This is a genomic window from Winogradskyella thalassocola (assembly GCF_900099995.1).
GTDB classification, from domain to species: domain Bacteria; phylum Bacteroidota; class Bacteroidia; order Flavobacteriales; family Flavobacteriaceae; genus Winogradskyella; species Winogradskyella thalassocola.
The window spans coordinates 378,855-399,748 of the sequence record NZ_FNCZ01000001.1 but is presented as its reverse complement, the minus strand read 5'-3'; the positions used below and the strand labels follow the sequence as shown (position 1 = coordinate 399,748).

Genomic DNA, 20,894 nt, shown 5'->3' with positions numbered 1-20,894 from the left:
GAACTATGTGTTACAAATCAATTTATGCAAATATAATTTCGGCTATTTTTCTAGTCATTACTAGTTTGGTTTTTGCTCAACAGCAAAAACCAAACATTGTAATTATTTATGTAGATGATTTGGGTTTTGGAGATATTGGTGTTAATGGTGCGATTGGAGTTGAAACACCTCATGTCGATAAGCTTGCTAAAAATGGTTTAAACTTTACTGATGCTCATAGTTCTTCGGCAACGTGTACACCGTCTAGATATTCTCTTTTAACAGGGAGTTATGCTTTTAGAAATAATGCAGCTATTTTAGAGGGTGATGCACCTCTGATTATCGATCCCAATAAAGAGACCTTACCTGCTATGTTACAAAAAGCAGGTTATAAAACAGGCGTTGTTGGGAAATGGCACTTAGGTCTAGGAAAAGGAAAAATTGACTGGAATAAAAAAGTTCCTTTAGGTCCAGAAGAACTAGGCTTTGATTATAGCTTTTTAATTCCTGCAACAGGTGATCGAGTTCCTTGTGTCTATTTAGAAAATCAGATAGTTGTAGGTTTGAATCCTGAAGATCCTATTTTTGTGAGTTATGGTACAAGAATCGATGGATACCCTTGGGGATTTCAGCATCCTGAATTATTGAAAATGCATACGGATCCTTACCATCAAGGAGCAATTATTAATGGAATTAGTCGCATTGGTTATATGAAAGGTGGTGAGGATGCGCTTTGGGTGGATGAAGATATTCCTTTTGTTCTATCAGAGAAAGCATCTGACTTTATACAAGGTAATAAAGATAATCCTTTCTTTTTATATTTTTCCTTACACGATATTCATCAGCCGAGAGTGGCCAATATAAAGTTTGTTGAAAGTAGTACCATGGGGCCTAGAGGAGATGTAATAGCTCAAATGGATTGGTGTGTTGGCCAAATAACTGAACAATTACAAGCAGCTAACCTATTAGATAATACTCTTATCATTTTTACAAGTGATAATGGTCCAATTCTAGATGATGGTTATTTGGATTATGCTCGTGAATTAGTAGGAGAGCATAAACCTGGTGGTGGTTATAGAGGTGCCAAGTATTCAATTTATGAAGCTGGTACAAGAATGCCTACAATTGTACATTGGCCAAAAGAGGTAGAGCCGGGTACTAGTGATGCGCTGCTGTCTCAAGTAGATTTATATCGATCTATAGCTAAACTGGTAAATCAAAAAGTAGAAAAAGGGGCAGCGCCAGACAGTAAAGATTATTTAAAATCTTGGTTAGGTAAATCAAAAAATGGACGTGAGTTTTTACTTGAAGAAGCATATACATTTGGATTGCGTATGGGTAAATGGAAGTACATAAAGCCGAAAAATGAGGATGTACCACGTTGGATAGCTCAAAAATTTGTTGATCCAGGATTTAGAAAAGAAGTGCAACTCTTTAATCTCGACGAAGATCCATTAGAAACTAATAATGTTTACAAAGCATTTCCTGAAATAGTAAAGCAAATGGGAAAACAATTAGAAAAAATATTGAAATAATGAGATTTAAAATAATCAGAAGATGTTTTCAATTATTTGTGTTTGTAGGTATTGCGACTAGTGTTTCAGGGCAAGACAAACCAAACATCTTATGGGTAACTATAGAAGATACTTCACCACAATTTATTGGCTGTTATGGAAATGAAAACGCAGAAACACCAGTTATGGATTTTATGGCAAGTCAAGGAGTTAGGTTTGAAAGTGCTTTTTCTAAAGGTACAGTTTGTTCCCCTAGTCGGAGTGCTATAATTACAGGTGTACCTACTTATAAAATGGGAAGTGGTAATCACCGAAGTAGTTTTCCAATTCCAATAGAAATCAAGGGCTTTCCTAAATATTTAAAGGACAACGGCTATTATGTAACTAACAATAGTAAAACTGATTATAATATTGCTAATGTCAACCAATTTACAAAAGAGACATGGCACGAAAGTTCTAATCAAGCCGGCTGGTGGAACCGTGAGGACAATCAGCCATTTTTTTCAGTTTTTAATATTCCAGACTCACACCAATCGCGTACGATGAGTATGCCTTATGAATGGTACGAAAAAAATGTGCTTCAGTATTTACAACCTAAACAAAAAACTTCTGATAATACTGATGAGGATTTGCCTAAAAATGCCAAATTAATTCCAATACAGCCAGAAGCATTAAATAGATTTCATACAAAGCATGTAATTTCAGATGAAGCTTTTGATATGCCACCAATATATCGTGATACGGATGCCATGCGAAAACAAGTAGCAAGAGTTTATAATTCCATTAAGCTTACCGATATTAAAATAGGAAATATTCTTCACCGACTTCATGAAGATAATCTAATGGATGATACCATCGTTTTTATTTTTGCGGATCATGGAGAAGGTATTCCACGAGGCAAAACTAATGGTATTGGTTTAGGTTATAGAGTGCCTTTTATTATTTGGTTTCCAGAAAAATATAAGCACTTGTCACCTTGGGGAACAGGTGGAATTGTAACAGATAATATCATTGATTTTGAAGATTTAGCACCGACGTTATTACAAATTACCGGAATTGAAATTCCGAGCTACATGAAGGGACGTCCTTTTTTAGGTAAACAACCAAAACCTGAAAAGCAGTACACATACCTTTCTACAGATAGAGCGGATAATGGATTAGATATGACGCGTACCATTACAGATGGAAGGTACTTATATTCGAGAAATTTTATGCCTTTTTTTCCCGAGGTAAAATACATACACTACATAGATATTGGAGAAATTACCCAACACATGCGAGAAGATTATGATAACGGTAAACTGAATGAATTCCAAAGTAATATGTTTAGAAATAAACCTCCTGAAGTTTTATATGACTTAAAGAATGATACATGGGAAGAATTTAATTTAGTTAATTCTGAAGCACATCAAGAGATTTTAAAAACCATGCGAGCGCGTCTTAAAACTGAAATTCTAAAAGAAAGGGATGTTCATTTTTTACCTGAATACGAATTAGGTGAAATTTCTAAAAATAGTACACCATATCAGTTTAGGATGGACGGGGAACAATTTGACTTAAAAAACATCTTTGAAGTTGCTAATTTAGTTGGTAAGAATGACGATGCGTCTCAATTTTTGAAATATCTTAAAAGTGAAAATGAAATTGTCAGATATTGGGCATCTCTAGGATTATATCATTTAAGAACTAACTTAAGTTTAGAGGTTTTAGAGCAAATGAAGCCTTATTTAAAAGATACTTATTCGCCTGTTTTAATAAACATTGCAGCGACTATCTACTCTAATAGTGCAGATAGTAAATCGAGTGAAGTGTTAAAAGCTTGCATCCTTGACGAGAATCCTCATTTAGCGCTTTCTGCCATTAATTATACACTATATTTTGATGATAGAAGTGCCTTTAGGTCACAGGTAACTCAGACGTACAATACAACTTCGGTTTATAAAGTAAAGGCATCTTGCTTAGACTTTATGACTTTGGAAGGTATGGTAGATAATAATAAACAATAAATTATATAAATTCAATACAATGATTCAAAATCAATTGAACAAAACGCAATTCATCTTTAATAAAAATAGAGGTTTTATTTTACTATTCGCATTACTGTTGAGTATAACGTCATGTAAAGATGAAAAAATTACAGATATAAATTTATCTGGTACTTGGGATGTTAAATTAGATTCAACAAATATTGGAATTTCTGAGGATTGGTCGGCTACAAAATTTGAAGGTTCTAAAATAGAATTGCCAGGAACCTTAGATGATGCGGGTTTAGGAAAGCCGAACACTTTAAAGCCTGCCATTAACAACTATGTAATGTCTAATTTAACCAGGAAACATCAGTACATTGGTAAAGCATGGTATCAAAAAGAGATTGAAATTCCTAGTGCATGGAAAGGCCAAAATGTGGTGTTGAGTTTAGAGCGTATCATTTGGGAATCTACAGTGTATTTAGACGGTCAAGAAATAGGTTCTGCAAATAGTTTAATTGGCAAGCATGAGTTTGAATTTACCGATAATATTGCTCCCGGTAAACATTTGCTTACTATAGTAATAGATAATTCTAATAAATTTCCAAATATAAATGTTGCGGGTACGAGGTATCCAGACAAGGTAAATCAAGATATGGCTCATGCCTATACGAACCATACACAAATTAAATGGAATGGTATTCTTGGCGATATTGAACTTAGGGCTTTGGGTAAAAATCAACCTAAAAATTTACAGGTGTATCCAAATGCAGAACTGAATAAATTGAAGGTTACTTTTCAGCAGGAAATAGGCAAAGGTGAAAATGTTAATTGCGTCATAAAGTCTACTAGTGGAGAGGAAATTTTTAATGAAAAGATAGTTGTTAATAAACAGCAAAATGGTATTATTGAATTTGAAATCAATAGACCAAGTAATCTAGAACTATGGGATGAATTCAACCCAAATTTATACAACGTTGAGGTCATAACAAATTCTGGAAATGTTCAAACCTCTTTTGGTTATAAATGGGTGAGTTCTAAAACCGGAGATTTATTACTTAATGATAAACGTATATTTTTAAGAGGTAATCTTGAGTGTGTCATTTTTCCATTAACAGGATATCCCCCTACGGATAAATCAGATTGGGCAAAACTCATTAAACAGGCTAAAGCTTATGGACTAAATCATTTACGTTTTCATTCATGGTGCCCACCTAAAGCCGCTTTTGAAGCTGCTGATGAAGCAGGTTTTTATTATCAAGTTGAGTTACCACATTGGAGTTTAGAGGTTGGTGAAGACTCAGCAACTACAGAGTTCTTAAAAGAGGAAGCTCAAAAAATTATCAAAGATTATGGCAATCATCCTTCTTTTATTTTTATGGCGATGGGTAACGAATTGCAAGGAGATATAAGTGTGTTAAATACTATGGTTGCTGATCTAAAAAAGGAAGACAATCGTCATTTATATGCAACAACAGCATTTTCGTTTCAAAAACCTACAGGAACTCGTCCAGAGATAGAAGATGAGTTTTTTATCACACAATGGACTGATAGGGGATGGATTAGAGGACAAGGCATTTTTAATTCTAAATCTCCACATTTTGATGCAGACTATTCATCTGGTTCAGCGCACATAGAGATTCCTTTAATTTCTCATGAAATTGGACAATACTCTGTTTATCCAGATATGAGTGAGATAGAAAAATATACGGGACTTTTAGAGCCTTTAAACTTTGTTGCAGTAAAACAAGATCTTGAGAAAAAAGGACTTTTAGAATTAGCACCAGATTTCACATTCGCTTCTGGTAAGTTAGCTGCACTGTTATATAAAGAGGAGATTGAGCGTGCATTAAAAACACCTAGTTTTGATGGATTTCAGTTGTTGCAACTTCAAGATTTTCCCGGACAGGGAACTGCTTTGGTTGGATTGTTAAATGCTTTTTGGGAATCTAAAGGTGTGATTTCAGCAGAGGAATTTAGTCAGTTCAATAGCGAGATGGTCCCTTTAATTAGATTTGAAAAAGCAGTTTATGAAGCTGGTGAAACATTTGAAGCTAGTATAGAGTTTGCTAACTTTTTTGAAGAGAAAAAACAGGAGACCATAGTTTGGACGATTACAGATAAAAAAGGAGTTGAGGTGAAAAAGGGAACCATTGATAATGTAGACTTGAAAATTGGTAATAATACAGATTTAGGTTTAATAGATTTTTCTGTTAATCCACAACAAGCACAGCAATTAACCATTACGGTAAGTTTAAAAAATACTAAGTATAAGAACAGTTGGAATATTTGGGTTTATCCAAAAGAAGTGCCTGTTGAACCAAAGGGTATTGTGATTACAACATCATTTGTGAAAGCAGCTGAGGCATTAAAGGAAGGTAAGAATGTTTTGTTAAATCCAGATTTTAATAATTTAGAAGGTATAGAAGGTCGTTTTGTTCCGGTTTTTTGGAGTCCAGTACATTTTCCGAATCAACCTGCTACGATGGGAGTTTTATTGGATGAAGAACATGCCGCTTTTAAAAGTTTTCCAACTAGTATGCACACAGACTGGCAATGGTGGGATTTATGTATCAATTCAAAATCTGTTATTACGGATTCGTTAGATGTAACTCCATTGGTTAGAGTTATTGATAATTTTGTAACAAATCATCATTTATCAAATGTCTTTGAAGCCAAAGTTGGTGATGGTAAATTAATTTTTTCCTCTATTGATTTAACCACAAAACTGAATGAAAGACCAGTTGCTAGACAACTTCGTCATAGTTTATTGAATTATATGGAAAGTGAAGCATTTAATCCTTCGAAGACAATTAAATTCGATGCGCTTAAGAGAATTCAGTTAGATAAATCAAAAGGTAGTTTCTCGACTACAGATATTTATGATGAATAGATTTAGTAGGTATCTTTAAATTCTGTTAGACATCATAAGTGTGTGTATCCTGTTATTTAAGTTAACTATGACAACATAATAATCCATTAGTGCTATGTATATCCTTGTTGTCTTTTGTGTAATTGAATCAATTAATTAGCTGTAAGTTGATAAATTGATTTATTGATTGTTAAAAAGAAATATAATCCATATAGTCGTAATTATACTCCATTAGTAAGGCTATAGAATCTAGTAATTTCATAGGATATAAACTAAAATATATTCTAACAATTTCTAAATTATTACATTATGAAAAAAATTTTACTTTTAGGTTTGTCTATAAGTACTGCATTTGTATCCTTCGGACAAACAATGGTTAACGATTTTGAGGCTGGCTCTGCAGCATTATTAAATTTAGGGGGCGGTATGACAGCTGATGTTGTAACGAACCCTAATATGACTGGATTAAATACAACTTCAAGTTGTTTAGAAATAAGAAGAACAGCTGCCCAATGGTGGGTTTTTGCTGGTGTTGATGTTAATGATTTGATGATATCAGATACGGAAATCAAATATTTAAGTATGATGGTTAATTTTCCTTCGCAATCAGATTTAGGTATTCGCTTTGATGCTACGGCAGATGATAATAATGGGAATGAAGTTGTGAGACCATTAAATGAATACGATGCTACATCTTCAGGTGAGTGGCAAGAAATTGTTTTTGAAATAAAAGACAATGAAACTGCTACGGCATTTACTTTAGGAACCTTGTATAGACTATCCATTCATCCTGATATGGGTTTTGAAAATGATCCTGTTGGGCAAATTCTCAATGATACAGATATGTTTGGTTATATAGATGAAATTCGTATTTTGGATACTAATCCATTACATGTAAATAGCTTTGATATTGCAAATAACATTTCAATATATCCGAATCCAGCAGATTCTGCATTTAAAATAAAAGCTATGGATAATACTAGTATAACTGATATTTCAGTTTTTAATTTTTTAGGAAAGCGAGTAATGCATAGAAAGCCTACTGCTAATCAAGAACACTATGATATTAGCGATTTGGCCTCGGGTATGTATCTCGTAAAAATTACTGATGATAATGGTAATTCAATTACAAAGCGTTTAATGAAACAATAAGGACATATATGTCAATTGGTTTAATAATCGATTGAGAATACTAAATGATTAAAGCTGTGCAAAACTGATTTTGTTCAGCTTTTTTCTTTTGTAATTATAATTGATGTATCTGATTTGTAGGATTTGTTATTTCTAATTTATGATCGTTTTTGTTCTTTTCTGCACCGGGATAGATTTGTTTAATAATGGTTAAGAGATTTTACCAAGTATTGTTTTTTTTAAGGTTGTTCTAAGGTCATTTTATGTCTATTTCCGAAGTCTTTTCGCTGTAATTTTGCTCAAAATATCGAAGTAATGATTTATGGTTATCTCTTCTTTTTATATTTAATAATTTTTTTGAAAGTAATTATTAATGTTGTTTTGGAATAAAAAATTTCGTCTCTCTTCTTAATTTGAATTTGGATAAAATATTATAGGTATTTCACGCTTAGGCGAGATTTTTCATGTATGAAATGACAGTTTTCCAATCCTCAAATCCTTTTCCTTTTTCACTAAAGTGGATGTGTTTCCCAGGGAAATTTTCAGCTCCGTTTGCTGTACGATCATCGATGAGAAAATCACCTTTGGCTAAGTGTTTGTTATGCGAAAGGATTAATCTTTTATAAGCAACGTCAGGTAAATGTTTTTTGACCCATAGTAACTTATCTGTCCATGCAGAAGGATTATCCCAGGGAGCAGTGGAAAGGATGTAGGTGTCAAAGTTTTTAGCGAGCCATTTATAGCCTTCAATAGCGCCTTCGTAAGGGTCCATTAGAGAAAAGATACCAGGTACATCGTCTAAATCACCTTCATATTTTAGTTTTTCTTCCTCTGAAATCTTATCGATTCCTGATTGAAAATTCACCAAAACATTATCCATATCTACAAAAACAATTTGTTTGGCGTTCTTCTTTTTAAGCTCTAAGAGTTCTTTATAGTTTTTGGTGTGTCGTACCACTTCTTCGCAAAAGATGTCAGAAGTGTTATCTGTAGAATACCCGTCGTCATTTATAGGACTCACCCCAAAAGCTTCTCTTTTTTTATTAACTCGGTCTGTGTATTCTTGAGACATGGGGTTACCTGTATCTGAGTTTTCTTTTGTCATGAAATCCCACTCTTCTCCAAATAACGCGTGTTTTAAGTCGTTGACTTGTGTAGGAAAGTCGGTTTTTCCTCTTTGAACTTCTCTAAGTTTTTTAACTTCATATTCTGTTAGAAAATTTTGGTATTTATGTAAAATCTTTCCGATAGTTATTGTTGTCATAAAGCTTTATTGGTAATTAATTGAATTAATAAAATGGAGTAATATATTTTATAAATTAATAAAATGGATTAATTAATCCAACTCAATTAAATTTTTTGTTAGCTTTTTTTTCTTATATTTTTATGAAGTATGGGAGTATTGCATAATGTATATAACGGATAGTTGCTTTTTTAAAGAGCTTGTAAACTATTCAGTTAAATCTTATTAAAGTAATTAATAATGCACAGAGTCAAGCAGCTATTTTAAAGACTTTCTTGCAGGCTATAATAATTACTTTTACTTTTGTATTTTACAATTAATGAACAAAACTAATATTTCGGGGATATGAACCTCAGCGTTAAGTCTTGATAGATGGGCGTTTAAACGTAATTATCCGTTAATATTATAGTTAATAATGGAATTTATAGGCTCATAATTAGAGTGTTTTTAAATTTTAAAAGTCTGCAAATCAAATAGTTAATTTTGCGGAATTTTCAGTTTATCTCTGTTAATTAGAGGGTCCTTAGTTCGAGCCTAAGAAGAGGAGCAAACAAAGCCATTACGAAAGTAGTGGCTTTTTTGTGTTTTAATGCGTTTTGTTTATGTCTTGCTTTTAGATCCATTATGGGATCAAGACTAAAAGGGGATCAAAGACTAAAAGTTGTGTGTGAATTATCTATACTTTTCTGGTTTTTGCAAATAAAAGATTTTGAACCATTATCTAAAGCTTCTTAAACTTAGTCTTCCAGAATTTCTAATCAACCATTAATCTTAATCCATTAAGATTTAAGACAAAGTGTTTTTGATATCGTTTTCATTTAATCATCCCTGTCTAATCCAATCTTTTAAACTTTCCTTTTGTATTTCGTTTTAATGACTCTTTAGTACTATACTTTAAACCTATTAAAATAGCGCAACAAGCCTTCTAACAATACAATTAACATTTACTTAATAATTCCTTGTCAATCTCTTGATGTCAATCACTGAGGGTATTTTCTAATTTTCTACTCATAGTAGTAAAAGGAGTACTCCATGATTAATATGACCAAAAATGAGAGAAAATGCGTTCGGTATTTAACACATGAATTATCTACAGCCGCTAGAGCTGTATTTGAAATAGAACTGACTTTAGATTATGAATTAAAAACAACGTATGAGAATTATAAATTAGTTTGGGATACCTATCCTGCTAGCTTAAAAGAGTATCCTGGGCAAGAAGAAATACAATTAAAATCTAAGGCTGTTCTAAGTAATAAAAACCAAAAGAGAAAAGTAATTAATAGCTTAACAATTGGTCTTGCTGCAATTACTTTAATCTTTATAGCCTATGGTTATTTTTCACCTTCAAATGAGTTAAGCTATACAAATCAGGTGACTACAAACAAAGGTCAGCGGCAAACGGTTTACCTTCCCGACAGTAGTTTAGTTGTTTTGAATGCCTTAAGTGAGATCAAATATAACTCAGATTTTAAAAATCAACGGCGTGTTTATGTAAAAGGAGAGGCCTATTTTGATGTTACTCATAATGAAAAAATTCCTTTTATAGTCCATACCGAAGACTTAAATATTACGGTTTTAGGAACCGCATTTAACGTTAGCACAGTCTTCGATAACAAATCAGTTTCGTTAGAACGCGGTAAAGTAAATGTATTAATTAAGGCCTCTAAAAACAGTCTTAATTTATTACCAAAAGAAGAGCTTATTTATAACACCAAAACTTCGGATGTTACTAAAAGAAACTTCAATATCACCAAGGCTTTAGCCTGGAAAGAGAACATGTTAATTCTCGATAATTTAATATTCAAACGCGCCTTATATAAAATAAATAATTTTTACGGAGTAAGCTTTAAGATTACAGATGAAAAAATTAATCAAAAAAAGATTACAGGTGCTTTTAAAGAACAAAATATTGATGAATTTATTAATTCAATAGAATTTATTGCTGATGTTAAAATAAAGAAGGTGAATCATAACGAATACCTAATAACTCAAAACCATGAAGATTAAAAGCATTCGTCATACAGTAATTAAAAACGAAGACCTTTTTCTATTTGAACAAATGCAAGAAGGTAATACTAAAGCGCTCGATCTATTCTTTAAAAAATACTATCAAAAACTGTGCAGATTTGGTGTTTTATTCGAATCCAATAGTCATATCATAGAAGAAAAAGTAGATGATGTTTTCATCTCATTATGGTCTAATAGAGACCAGCTTAATAAAATTAAAAATCCAAAATCATATATCTATGCCATACTAAAAAACGATCTCCTAAGAGTTAAGAAGAATTACGAAATCAGATCACTACAAAATGAAGACCACTTAAATAATAGCAGTCTTTATCCAAGTATCGAAGATGAAATTATTGCTAACGAACAAAAAGAAATTAATAGAAATGTCATTAAAAATGTTTTAGAATCCATACCAAAACGAACACGTCAAATTTTTGAAATGAGTAGAATTGACGGATTTAAATACAAAGAAATTTCAGAACTGCTAGACATAGCCCCTAAAACCGTAGAGAATCATATTGGGTTAGCCCTCAAGCATATTAGTGTAAATATAAATAAGCTAAAATAGTATGTGTTAAAAATACAGCTACTCGTCACCCCATCCTTCTAATCTCAAACGATTATAACAATCACAACGAATCATAAAAAAATTACAACTTTATGAAATATCACAAATTCATATTAAGTACTGTCATAATCTTGGCAAGTTTATTAAATGTTTATGGAAGTATACATCCAAAACACAACACTGAGCGTTATTATATTAGTAATAACACTATTAATTTACAGTTAAAAAAAGCATCCTTAATTCAGGTGTTTAATTTAATTGAAAAACAAACCGATTTAAAATTCATTTATATTTCTAATGAGCTTTATCAAAACACTAAAATTGATTTAAGTATAAATAATCAACCTTTAGAGGCTGTTTTAAAGACCTTAAAACAAAAGTCACCAATAGATTTTAAAATCACCGATAATGGTATACTCGTTAAACCCATACCCAAAACTGTTTCTGAAATTAATCAAGAGAATATCACGATAAAAGGTGTGGTATATGATGAAACCAATACGCCTGTACTTGGCGCCAATATTTACGCTACTGCCTATAATATTGGTGCTGTAACGGATTATGATGGCCAGTTTACGATTACGGTTCCGGCCGATACTAAGACGTTAAAAATTACTTATATAGGATACGAAAACGTAGATTATCCTTTAGAAGGTCAATTAGAAATTACTGTTCATTTAACACCACATTTTGCTGCGCTAAATGAAGTGGTAATTACAGGACAAGGGGCAAGTGTACAGCGTAAAAGGTTATCTAACAATGTTGAAGTTCTTAAGGCGGAAGATTTAGCCGGTTTACCATCGCAACGTATAGACCAATTGATTGCAACCAAATTGCCTAATACACAGATTAATTTTACAGGAGGTCAATCGGGATCAACAACCTTAATCAGATCTAGAGGTATTAATTCTGCTTTTCTTAGTTCAACACCAGTTTTTTATATAGATGGAGTTCGTATGGATAACTTAAATACCACGAGCGCTTTAGGTGGTGGTAGTGCACAAGGAGCAGCTATGAGTTCTATTGCCGATATTCCAATGGATAATATAGAGCGTATTGAATACATTAATGGTGGTGCCGCAACAACATTATACGGTTCAGATGCAGCGAACGGGGTGATTCAAATTTTCACTAAAAAAGGAAGTTCTAGAGGAACGCAAATTACAGCTTCAACTCAAATGGGAATTATAGCACCCACTACAGATTTTCTGTATTTTGATCGCTCTAAAGACTTATTGTTTAACACAGGAACCTATCAAAAGTATAACTTAAGTATAAGTGGTGGTAACTCTGAAGGTTTTGGCTATAGTTTTTCTGGAAATTTTCTTGAGAATACAGGAGCTCAAATAGCCGATAATAATGCCAACAAAAAAATAGATTTTAGCACTGGTTTTAAAGCTAAATTAGGAGAAAAAGTAACGTATAATAGTTCTTTTATTTACGTAAACAATACTTACAACAGAAACCGAAATGGTAACCAAGGAGGTTATACAGGTTTGTGGTTTGCGGAAAGTGGTGCTTCCGTCTTAAAAGGGTTTAACAATAGATTAGACGACCTTAGTACTGCCGAGTTTAGTGAAATTAATGATTTTGTGAAAACGGCGGAAGAATTACAAGACAACGAAATCTCTATTAATAGATTTACAACGTCTCAAAGTTTCTCTTACAAACCGGTGAATAATTTTGAAGCTAAATTTGTTGGAGGTATCGATTATAGAGTTCAGAATGACAAGGCCATCCAAACCAATGAATACCTAACGCATACAACTCAAACTAACGTTACAGACGAAGGAAATATAAATAACCTAGAACGTAAATACTTTGGTATTACTCTAGAGTTAAGTGCGCAACATAAATTTGAAACAGGTAAGTTTTCATTTATCTCTACAGTGGGAGGTCAGTTGTTTAGAAACTCAGATCATCAAATACAATATACAGGTACTAATATTAGAGACGGAGCCGAAACTATTAGTGATGCCGCTATAAAAACAAGTGAAGAATATTTGGCAGAAGTGCTCAACTATGGCTTTTATTTTCAAGAAAATATTGGCTTTAAAGATAAGTTGTTCTTTGACCTCGGTATTAGAGGAGATCGTAACCCATCTTTTGGAGATAATATTGGGACGCAATACTATCCTAAAGCAGGTGTTTCATATCTATTAAGCTCAGAACCTTGGTTAGAAAATTCAACAGCTATAAATTCTTTAAGATTAAGAGGAAACTACGGTGTGGCGGGTAATTTACCTCCTGCTTTTGTAAATGAAAGAACCATTGATTTTGATGGTTTTTTAGGAGAACAAGCTGCCTTTTTTGGACAGTCAGGTAATCCGGATTTAAAACCTGAAAAAACGAAAACATTTGAAGTCGGTGTCGATGCCGCATTGTTTAATAATAGGGTAAATCTTTCTGTGGGTTACTATAACGCAAATACAAAAGATGCTTTATTCTATGTGCCGCCAACACCATCTAGTGGATATGCCAATAGTCAATTGTACAATATAGGAGAAATAGAAAATAAGGGTTGGGAAATAAATGCCAGCTTTATTCCTATTCAAACCGAAAATGTAACCTTATCGCTTAATGTATCTGTAAACACTTTAGATAACCTAGTGGTAGACTCTGGAGGTGTAGCTCCGTTTAATATTAATGGATTTAGTGCCAGAACCATTCAAACAGTGGTAGAAGAAGGTTATCCTATAGGATATATAAGAGGAAACTATGGAACCTTTGATGAGAATGGTGTTTTAGAATCGACAACAGCACAGTCTTATTTAGGGACTACGATTCCAGATTTGTTTGGTAATCTCGGTATGAATTTCGCCTATAAAAACTTCAGTCTCTTTGCAAACGGTAATTACCAAAAAGGGGCTTACGCAAACAGTTTTGATCAACAGTTTAGATTTCTTTATGGTGCATCGGATGATATAGTGCCAGCAGCAGAAGTTGAAGCTAACGGGACATCAAATTGGTTAAACTTCACAAATTTATTTACAGAAAAGACTGATTTTATAAAAATTAGGACCATCGGAATGAATTACAATTTAATCCCTAAAAACACTAATACTATTAAATCCATCCTAATTGGGTTTAGTGTTAATAACCCGCTTAGTTTTACAGCATCGTCGTTTGACCCTGAAGCTACAATTAGTGGTTCGGCAACGGGACAAGGTGGTGCTTCTACTGGTGGAATATCTTATGCTACGTACTCTGCGCCTAGAGAATTTTTAACCTCATTAAAAATAAACTTCTAATAACAAAAAACATGAAAACAATTTATATATACATAACCGTTTTGTTTCTGACACTTACCGCTTGTGTCGATAACCCAAATGTTACAGAAGACGATTTCTTGGACAACAACAATTCTGCTACGAGCTGGATTACAGGTGTTAAAAGGCAACTTGCCTTAACCATGAACGCTATCGTCATCAATTCTGAAATGGTTTCTGATAATTATTTTAATAATTATACCCTTTATAATAAAGTATACGATATTCCGCAAATTGACTATACAGATATTGATGGTAATAGTATGCAGGTTGAAATTGGAGCGCTAAGAGAAATGGCAGAGTATGCTCTAGAAACAGTACTTCCAAACGATCCAGATGCTACAGCTCAAGAATGGTCTTACGCTCATTTTGCAAAAGCTTACGCCTTAATTTTATCTGGCGAAAATTTTACAGGTCTACCAATGAACAGTAATGGTGAAGCTTATACGGCAAACGAATTATTAGAAGCTAGCTTAAGCCATTTAGATCTTGCCATTGACAATGAAAGTGATTCTGAAACCATTTTAGCTTATCAATTATTAAAGTCTAGAGTGTACCGTGGTTTAGGAGATATAGATAATGCGAAATCCTCTGCTTTAGCAGCGATTAGTAATAATAGCTTATTATTTGTTGTAGAATTCGATGGCACCAATGGAGTTCCTAATGAAATCCAAAATGCCACTTTTACGGCTAGCGAGAACAGATTTGCACCACTTCCAAGGTTAGACTTTTTAGACCCTAAATACTTTGATATAGGAACAGCTACAGAAGATCAAAAACCATTGTCTCTAGCTAAAGTAGAAGAAGCCTATTTAATTTTAGCGGAAGCGTATACGGCTGAAAATAATTTAGAATTGGCTAAATCCACATTGACTAATTTAATAGATAATGTTTTAGCATCTAGACCAATTATGTATTTAGACGATAGCGAAGAATTGAGAAATGGTACTAATAGACAAGATTATCCAATAACAGCTGTTAATGTTAGTTTTGAAAGTGGTCAAGAATCTAAATCAGGGTATATCTTAGATAGACAAGCTGGTTTAATACCTGTGTATACCGTTTCTGGCACAAGTATCACAATTCAAGATATTGATGCAACAGCAAGTGCAGATGATGTATTATACCTGATTTACTTAATGCGTCAAGAAATTTTTATTAGTGAAGGTAGACGTTCTAACGACTTAGGTATTAAGTTTCCTGTTTCTCAAACCGAGCAGTTAAACAATTCTAATATTTCAGATGAATTTACACAGCCTACTATACCTAGTTTCATTCCTTTAAATTTAGGTTTAGACGATTTTACTGCGGATGAAACCACAGGAAATGTGACTATCTTATATGATATGAACCGTGTATTGGTAGCGAATAAAGCATCAAATCATGTATTGCCTTTCAATTAAATACGATATTATGAAAAAGCAACTTAGATATATTTATTGTGTAATATTAACATGTTTTGGATTAAACCTAATCGCTGCACAAGAGGCAAAGCACTTGGTTATTATTAGTATCGATGGTTTTAGGCCAGATTTTTATTTACAAGACCAATGGCCGACTCCTAATATTAAGGATTTAGCCAATAATGGAATTGCTTCTCAAGGTGTCAATGGTATTTTCCCGACAGTGACGTACCCTTCACATACGACTTTAATTACTGGTGTCGGTCCAGATGAGCATGGGATATATTACAACACTAAAGTTTCGGAAGAAGGGACACCTGGAAATTGGTATTATGATTTTGAGTCCGTAAAAGCTAAAACCTTATGGGAGGCTGCAAAGAACGCTGGATTAAAAACGGCCTCTGTTTCTTGGCCCATTACTGTAAATGCACCGTTTATAGATTATAATATACCAGAAATATGGTCGTTTGATAATCCGAGAGACCGTCGTGGTGCTACTCAAAAATATGCAACACCTGAAGGTTTGTTTGAGGATGCCATAGCTAATGCTACAGGGAATTTAGATATAGATGACTATAATCTAAGTTCTTTAAGTATGGATCAAAATTTAGCTAGAATAGCAGGCTATATAATTAGAACCTATACTCCAAATTTATTAACGATTCACTTACCAAATTCCGATGGTGCACAACATAAAAATGGACGTGAAGGTATTGAAGTTAAAAAAGCAATTGCAGGTGCAGATCAGGCTGTGAGTACTATAATTGATGCCTTAAAAAAAGCGAATATTTTAGAACAAACCAATATTATTATCACCGGAGATCATGGTTTTTATACTGTACATTCTAGTATGGCTCCCAATCTATGGTTAAAAGAGTTAGGCCTGCTAGATAAAGACACATTCTTTTTAAGTACTGGTGGTTCGGCATTCTTACATGTGAAGAATAAAAACGATACAAAAACAATAGAAAAAATTGTAGAGAAACTCGAAGGTTTACCTTTTAGTATCAAAAAAGCCTTTAGAATTATTTCTAGAGATGAGATGACTTCTAGAGGAGCTAATCCAAATGCCGTATTAGCTTTAACTGCAAACGATGGCTTTAGTTTTAATAATGACAGAGAAGGTGTATTAATTAAAGCAGCACATGGTGGTAAGCATGGTCAATATCCTGACACTAAAAATATTCAAACGGGTTTTGTAGCCTTTGGTCCTGATTTTAAAAAAGGTATTCTTTTTCCAGAAATCCAAATGGAAGATATTCCAACATTATCCGCTTATTTGCTTGGGGCTGAGTTGGAATCATCTAAAGGAATTGTCTATAAGAGTATGCTAAATAGTGATAAATAATACCAATTATTAAATCTTTTACAGTAAAAAAGCAAGAGTTAGGTTTCTCTTGCTTTTTTTATTTCTGTATAATGGTGCTATTTAACAAATAAAAAATCCTATCAATCGATAGGATTTTTTATGTTATTTCGAAAAGAGTAAATTTTACGATTGATACTTCTTCTTCAACTGCGTTAACATTTCAGAAGTCATTTTCTCTAGATCAAAATCGTGCGACCAGTTCCAATCTTTTCTTGCGACGCTATCATCAATAGATGACGGCCAGCTGTCTGCAATAGCTTGTCTAAAGTCTGGTTTATAAGTCATTTTAAAATCTGGCATTTCGGCTTTAATACTTTCTGCAATTTCTTTTGGAGTAAAACTAATAGCCGATAAATTATAAGATGATCTTATGGTTATATCCTCAGCAGGTGCGGCCATAATTTGAGTTGTGGCTTTAATAGCATCATCCATAAACATCATTGGTAGATTGGTGTCTTCTGATAAAAAACTCTCGTATTTGCCTTCTTTTATAGCTTCGTGATAAATTTCTACAGCATAATCCGTAGTGCCACCTCCTGGCATTGCCTTATGACTGATAATACCTGGATAACGAATGCTTCTTACATCTACACCGTATTTATCATGATAATATTCGCACCAGCGTTCTCCAACTTGTTTGGTAATACCGTAAACGGTTGTAGGTTCGCAAATAGTATGTTGAGGGGTGTTTTTGGTTGGAGTAGTAGGCCCGAAAACAGCAATACTACTTGGCCAGAACACTTTTTTAATTTGACCGGATTTGGCTAAATTAAGCACATGAAATAATGAGTTCATGTTTAAATCCCAAGCTTCCATTGGGTATTTTTCGCCTGTAGCACTTAGTAAAGCGGCCATAAGATAAATGGTATCTACTTTATGGTTAATACAACAATCCTTTATGGCATTAAAGTTTTTAGCATCTAATATTACAAAAGGTCCAGCGTTTACCAATTCTAACTTACGTGTGTTAATATCGCTAGCAATAACGTTATCTACGCCATGTAGTTCTCTTAATTTGGTAGTTAATTCTGTTCCTATTTGCCCACAGGCACCAATGATTAATATTTTTGAAGACATCTACTCTTTTTAAATTATCGCCAAAAGTAGTAAGAATTTAGGCATCGTAATATTAAAATTTTCAGAAAATCCGGGTTTTATTATGAATTCTTCAATTTAGATTCAAACGCAGATACTAAATCATTAAAATGTATAGTTTAGTATATTTACAGTCAAAATTAGTTAGCACTTATGAAAATTAGATTCATCGTTTTAGTATTAAGTTGTATTATGGTTATCAGTTGTGATGATGATACCAATAGCACTAAAGAACTAGAAATAACTGAAAATACAGAACAGAACACAAAAATTACAGCGAAAACTATTGAGAACATAGATTACAGGGATTATGCATTGAGTAGCGAAAGTCAAAGTGCGATTGTCACTTGGGAAAGGTACCATGAGTTGGCAACTCAAATCAGTTACTTAAAGAAAGCAGATTTTTCTTTTTTTAATGGAGATTTAGAACTCTTAAAAAAGTTTATTAATGAATTTAAGACACAAATGCCAGATCAGTTTCAAACGAATCATATTATATCGCGAAATGCCATTATTGAGACAGAACTTTTAAAGCTTAATGAAAATCTAACGATAGATAATATTAGTAGAGAAGAGAAATTATTAAATATTAAAGCGCTTTTTGTTGCGTTTTCAAATCTTAATTACCTCATTAATAAAAAGCTAGAAAGTGAGTTCTATAATAAAATTCAACCCGAATAAATATAAAACTAAAAAAGCAGCTCAATGAGCTGCTTTTTTTATAATCTATAATTTGTAATATTTTAGCCTTTTTTCTCTGCTGCTGCTTGCTTTGCACGTTGTGCCTTTTGAGCTTCTAGTGCTTCTCTACTAATCTTAGCGAGATTAAAATTAGGATCAATAGCTAACGCATCGTTCATTAATTTTAAAGCGGCATCCATATTGGTGCTCTTATTTTCAGTAAACGTTAAAAGCCCTTTTAAATACATTAAAGCTGCCTTCATAGATGTTTCATAAGGTTGTTGCTTTTCGTAGAAAGCACGCTTCATGTCGTCTGTAACATTAGCCATAGCGTAATCAATGTTTAATCGTGCTCCTACTAAATCGTTAGTCTGAATTTTCATATCAGCCATTTCGTAAGCTAAATAGGCATTTGGTGCACGTTGGTAAAGCACTTCAAAATGCTCTAAAGCCATTTCTATCTGATTAAGATTTTTTAATGCTAACGCTTTTACTTCTACATTCATATCAGAGTCTGTTGCGTTTTTTTCGACTCCAATAGTATTTAAAGCTTGCATGTATTGTCCTTCAGAAAGGTAGATGTATGCTAAAGTATCTTTACGTGCTACAGAAGGTTCTAAAACATCGAGATGTGTCATGGCATTTATAACGCCTTGCTTATCACCTTGTTTTTTCATTTGAGTATAATACGCTTCAAAATGTTTTTTTAACTCTGTATTCGTTTGTGCAAACACACTTACTGAGAATAACATAAGAATTGCAATTGTAATAGTCTTCATTTGTTCTTTAGTTTATTGTTCTTTAATAATTTTAACTTTAAAGTGCTAAATCTATAAAAATTAAACAGAAATGGTCTTAAAAATCTATTAATTTCTATGGGGATACTTTAAAGGTGTAGTTCAAAAGTTGTACCACTAATTTAGATTCTATAATTTTTCCTTTGCTTTTTTCTGAAGAATTAAATTTAGGAAGTGGTAAGTTATGATGTTTACAATAGTTTACATAGTAAACATCTTTATTGGGATGCTCAGGATAAGCTGCGTTTAAGGTGATATTCCAAAGTTTATTTTTAAGAATAGAACTTATAATAGCCAGACAATCTGTTTTGTGAATTAAATTAATAGGAGCTTCGGGATTTGAAATATTGGTTTTTCCAGATAAAAATTTAGCAGGATGACGCTCGTCGCCTACTAAACCGCCAAACCGTAAAATTGTAGTTTTAAAATTAGAATTTGCCTGAAGCATTTGTTCAATCTCTATGAGTTGTTTACCGCTTTCTGAAGTTGTATTTGGAACTATTTTATCCGTAATAACTGGAAAGTTTTGGCCATCTTCAAATACAGAAGTAGAACTAATATATAACACATTTTTTATCCCATGTTTTTCAATTTCATATATTAGAAGCTTTATTTCTGCAACATGATTTTTATTTGGATTATTTCTTAATCCAGGCGGAATATTAATAATTACGGTTGCGCTTCCTGTTAAAAACTCAGAATAAGAACCTGAAATTGAGGTTTCTGTTAAAGTGATTAAAAATGGATTTATACGATGCTTTTGTAGTACTTGCAACTTATCCTTGGAGGTCGTAGAGCCGTTGACGGTGTAGTCTTCTTCAACTAATTTCTGAGCTAAAGAAAGACCTAGCCAACCGCAACCAATAATGCTTATTTGAGTTTTCAATATAAATGGATAAATATTTAGGTTAAAAATACGGAATATATGCGCTTTGGCATTTTGATTTTTTTAAGTGGTTAATTTTCAGTATTTTTAGAATTAACTCTAACCTTTAA

General features: G+C 32.9%; 14 protein-coding genes. 10 read left to right on the top strand and 4 right to left on the bottom strand.

The window, feature by feature from the left end; translation table 11 throughout:
• Positions 1-5: 5 nt before the first annotated feature.
• The 4 genes from BLT80_RS01685 to BLT80_RS01670 all read left to right on the top strand — a co-directional run bounded on the left by BLT80_RS01685 (position 6) and on the right by BLT80_RS01670 (position 7,484).
• Complete coding sequence (locus BLT80_RS01685; RefSeq protein WP_092465853.1) at positions 6-1,514, top strand: sulfatase family protein; 1,509 nt, start codon at positions 6-8, stop codon at positions 1,512-1,514.
• Positions 1,514-3,499, top strand: coding sequence for a sulfatase family protein (locus BLT80_RS01680; protein ID WP_092465852.1), 1,986 nt, complete (start codon positions 1,514-1,516; stop codon positions 3,497-3,499). Before BLT80_RS01685 ends, BLT80_RS01680 begins: the two co-directional genes overlap by 1 nt.
• A gap of 19 nt (positions 3,500-3,518) precedes the next feature.
• The gene (locus tag BLT80_RS01675; RefSeq protein WP_092465851.1) at positions 3,519-6,353 is read left to right on the top strand and encodes a sugar-binding domain-containing protein; all 2,835 of its coding nucleotides are present in this window, start codon (positions 3,519-3,521) and stop codon (positions 6,351-6,353) included.
• Between the two features lie 288 nt (positions 6,354-6,641).
• On the top strand, positions 6,642-7,484 hold the full coding sequence (locus BLT80_RS01670) for a T9SS type A sorting domain-containing protein (RefSeq protein WP_092465850.1): 843 nt from the start codon (positions 6,642-6,644) through the stop codon (positions 7,482-7,484).
• A gap of 427 nt (positions 7,485-7,911) precedes the next feature.
• Here the strand turns inward: BLT80_RS01670 and BLT80_RS20225 are convergent, their stop codons facing one another.
• Positions 7,912-8,727 carry a 5' nucleotidase, NT5C type gene (locus tag BLT80_RS20225; protein WP_245710066.1) on the bottom strand — a complete coding sequence of 272 codons (816 nt, stop codon included), beginning with the start codon at positions 8,725-8,727 and terminating at the stop codon, positions 7,912-7,914.
• 1,011 nt (positions 8,728-9,738) lie between these two features.
• On the opposite strand from BLT80_RS20225, the gene BLT80_RS01660 reads away from it, so the two are divergent.
• The 5 genes from BLT80_RS01660 to BLT80_RS01640 all read left to right on the top strand — a co-directional run bounded on the left by BLT80_RS01660 (position 9,739) and on the right by BLT80_RS01640 (position 17,304).
• Positions 9,739-10,713, top strand: coding sequence for a FecR family protein (locus tag BLT80_RS01660; RefSeq protein ID WP_092465849.1), 975 nt, complete (start codon positions 9,739-9,741; stop codon positions 10,711-10,713).
• Positions 10,703-11,284, top strand: coding sequence for a sigma-70 family RNA polymerase sigma factor (locus BLT80_RS01655; RefSeq protein WP_092465848.1), 582 nt, complete (start codon positions 10,703-10,705; stop codon positions 11,282-11,284). The genes BLT80_RS01660 and BLT80_RS01655 overlap by 11 nt, the downstream gene beginning before the upstream one ends.
• 92 nt (positions 11,285-11,376) lie before the next feature.
• Positions 11,377-14,535, top strand: a complete 3,159-nt coding sequence (locus tag BLT80_RS01650; RefSeq protein WP_092465847.1) for a TonB-dependent receptor domain-containing protein — start codon at positions 11,377-11,379, stop codon at positions 14,533-14,535.
• A gap of 11 nt (positions 14,536-14,546) precedes the next feature.
• Entirely contained in the window at positions 14,547-15,956 is a 1,410-nt protein-coding gene (locus BLT80_RS01645; RefSeq protein ID WP_092465846.1) for a hypothetical protein, read from the top strand.
• 10 nt (positions 15,957-15,966) lie between these two features.
• Positions 15,967-17,304, top strand: coding sequence for an alkaline phosphatase family protein (locus BLT80_RS01640; protein WP_092465845.1), 1,338 nt, complete (start codon positions 15,967-15,969; stop codon positions 17,302-17,304).
• Between the two features lie 144 nt (positions 17,305-17,448).
• On the opposite strand, the gene BLT80_RS01635 is transcribed toward BLT80_RS01640, so the two are convergent.
• On the bottom strand, positions 17,449-18,402 hold the full coding sequence (locus BLT80_RS01635) for an NAD-dependent epimerase/dehydratase family protein (protein ID WP_092465844.1): 954 nt from the start codon (positions 18,400-18,402) through the stop codon (positions 17,449-17,451).
• A gap of 171 nt (positions 18,403-18,573) precedes the next feature.
• Between BLT80_RS01635 and BLT80_RS01630 the strand changes: the two genes are divergently transcribed.
• Positions 18,574-19,101 carry a hypothetical protein gene (locus BLT80_RS01630; protein WP_092465843.1) on the top strand — a complete coding sequence of 176 codons (528 nt, stop codon included), beginning with the start codon at positions 18,574-18,576 and terminating at the stop codon, positions 19,099-19,101.
• Positions 19,102-19,163: 62 nt separating this feature from the next.
• Here BLT80_RS01630 and BLT80_RS01625 read toward each other — a convergent pair whose 3' ends face one another.
• Together BLT80_RS01625 and BLT80_RS01620 are read right to left on the bottom strand one after the other, a co-directional pair.
• Positions 19,164-19,880, bottom strand: a complete 717-nt coding sequence (locus tag BLT80_RS01625) for a hypothetical protein (RefSeq protein WP_092465842.1) — start codon at positions 19,878-19,880, stop codon at positions 19,164-19,166.
• A 94-nt stretch (positions 19,881-19,974) separates the two neighbouring features.
• On the bottom strand, positions 19,975-20,784 hold the full coding sequence (locus BLT80_RS01620) for an NAD(P)H-binding protein (RefSeq protein WP_092465841.1): 810 nt from the start codon (positions 20,782-20,784) through the stop codon (positions 19,975-19,977).
• Between the last annotated feature and the right edge of the window lie 110 nt (positions 20,785-20,894).

Coding starts and splice junctions, on each gene's coding strand:
- BLT80_RS01685 (WP_092465853.1), top strand. CDS start 6: ATGTGTTACAAATCAATTTATGCAAATATAATTTCGGCTATTTTTCTA.
- BLT80_RS01680 (WP_092465852.1), top strand. CDS start 1,514: ATGAGATTTAAAATAATCAGAAGATGTTTTCAATTATTTGTGTTTGTA.
- BLT80_RS01675 (WP_092465851.1), top strand. CDS start 3,519: ATGATTCAAAATCAATTGAACAAAACGCAATTCATCTTTAATAAAAAT.
- BLT80_RS01670 (WP_092465850.1), top strand. CDS start 6,642: ATGAAAAAAATTTTACTTTTAGGTTTGTCTATAAGTACTGCATTTGTA.
- BLT80_RS20225 (WP_245710066.1), bottom strand. CDS start 8,727: ATGACAACAATAACTATCGGAAAGATTTTACATAAATACCAAAATTTT.
- BLT80_RS01660 (WP_092465849.1), top strand. CDS start 9,739: ATGATTAATATGACCAAAAATGAGAGAAAATGCGTTCGGTATTTAACA.
- BLT80_RS01655 (WP_092465848.1), top strand. CDS start 10,703: ATGAAGATTAAAAGCATTCGTCATACAGTAATTAAAAACGAAGACCTT.
- BLT80_RS01650 (WP_092465847.1), top strand. CDS start 11,377: ATGAAATATCACAAATTCATATTAAGTACTGTCATAATCTTGGCAAGT.
- BLT80_RS01645 (WP_092465846.1), top strand. CDS start 14,547: ATGAAAACAATTTATATATACATAACCGTTTTGTTTCTGACACTTACC.
- BLT80_RS01640 (WP_092465845.1), top strand. CDS start 15,967: ATGAAAAAGCAACTTAGATATATTTATTGTGTAATATTAACATGTTTT.
- BLT80_RS01635 (WP_092465844.1), bottom strand. CDS start 18,402: ATGTCTTCAAAAATATTAATCATTGGTGCCTGTGGGCAAATAGGAACA.
- BLT80_RS01630 (WP_092465843.1), top strand. CDS start 18,574: ATGAAAATTAGATTCATCGTTTTAGTATTAAGTTGTATTATGGTTATC.
- BLT80_RS01625 (WP_092465842.1), bottom strand. CDS start 19,880: ATGAAGACTATTACAATTGCAATTCTTATGTTATTCTCAGTAAGTGTG.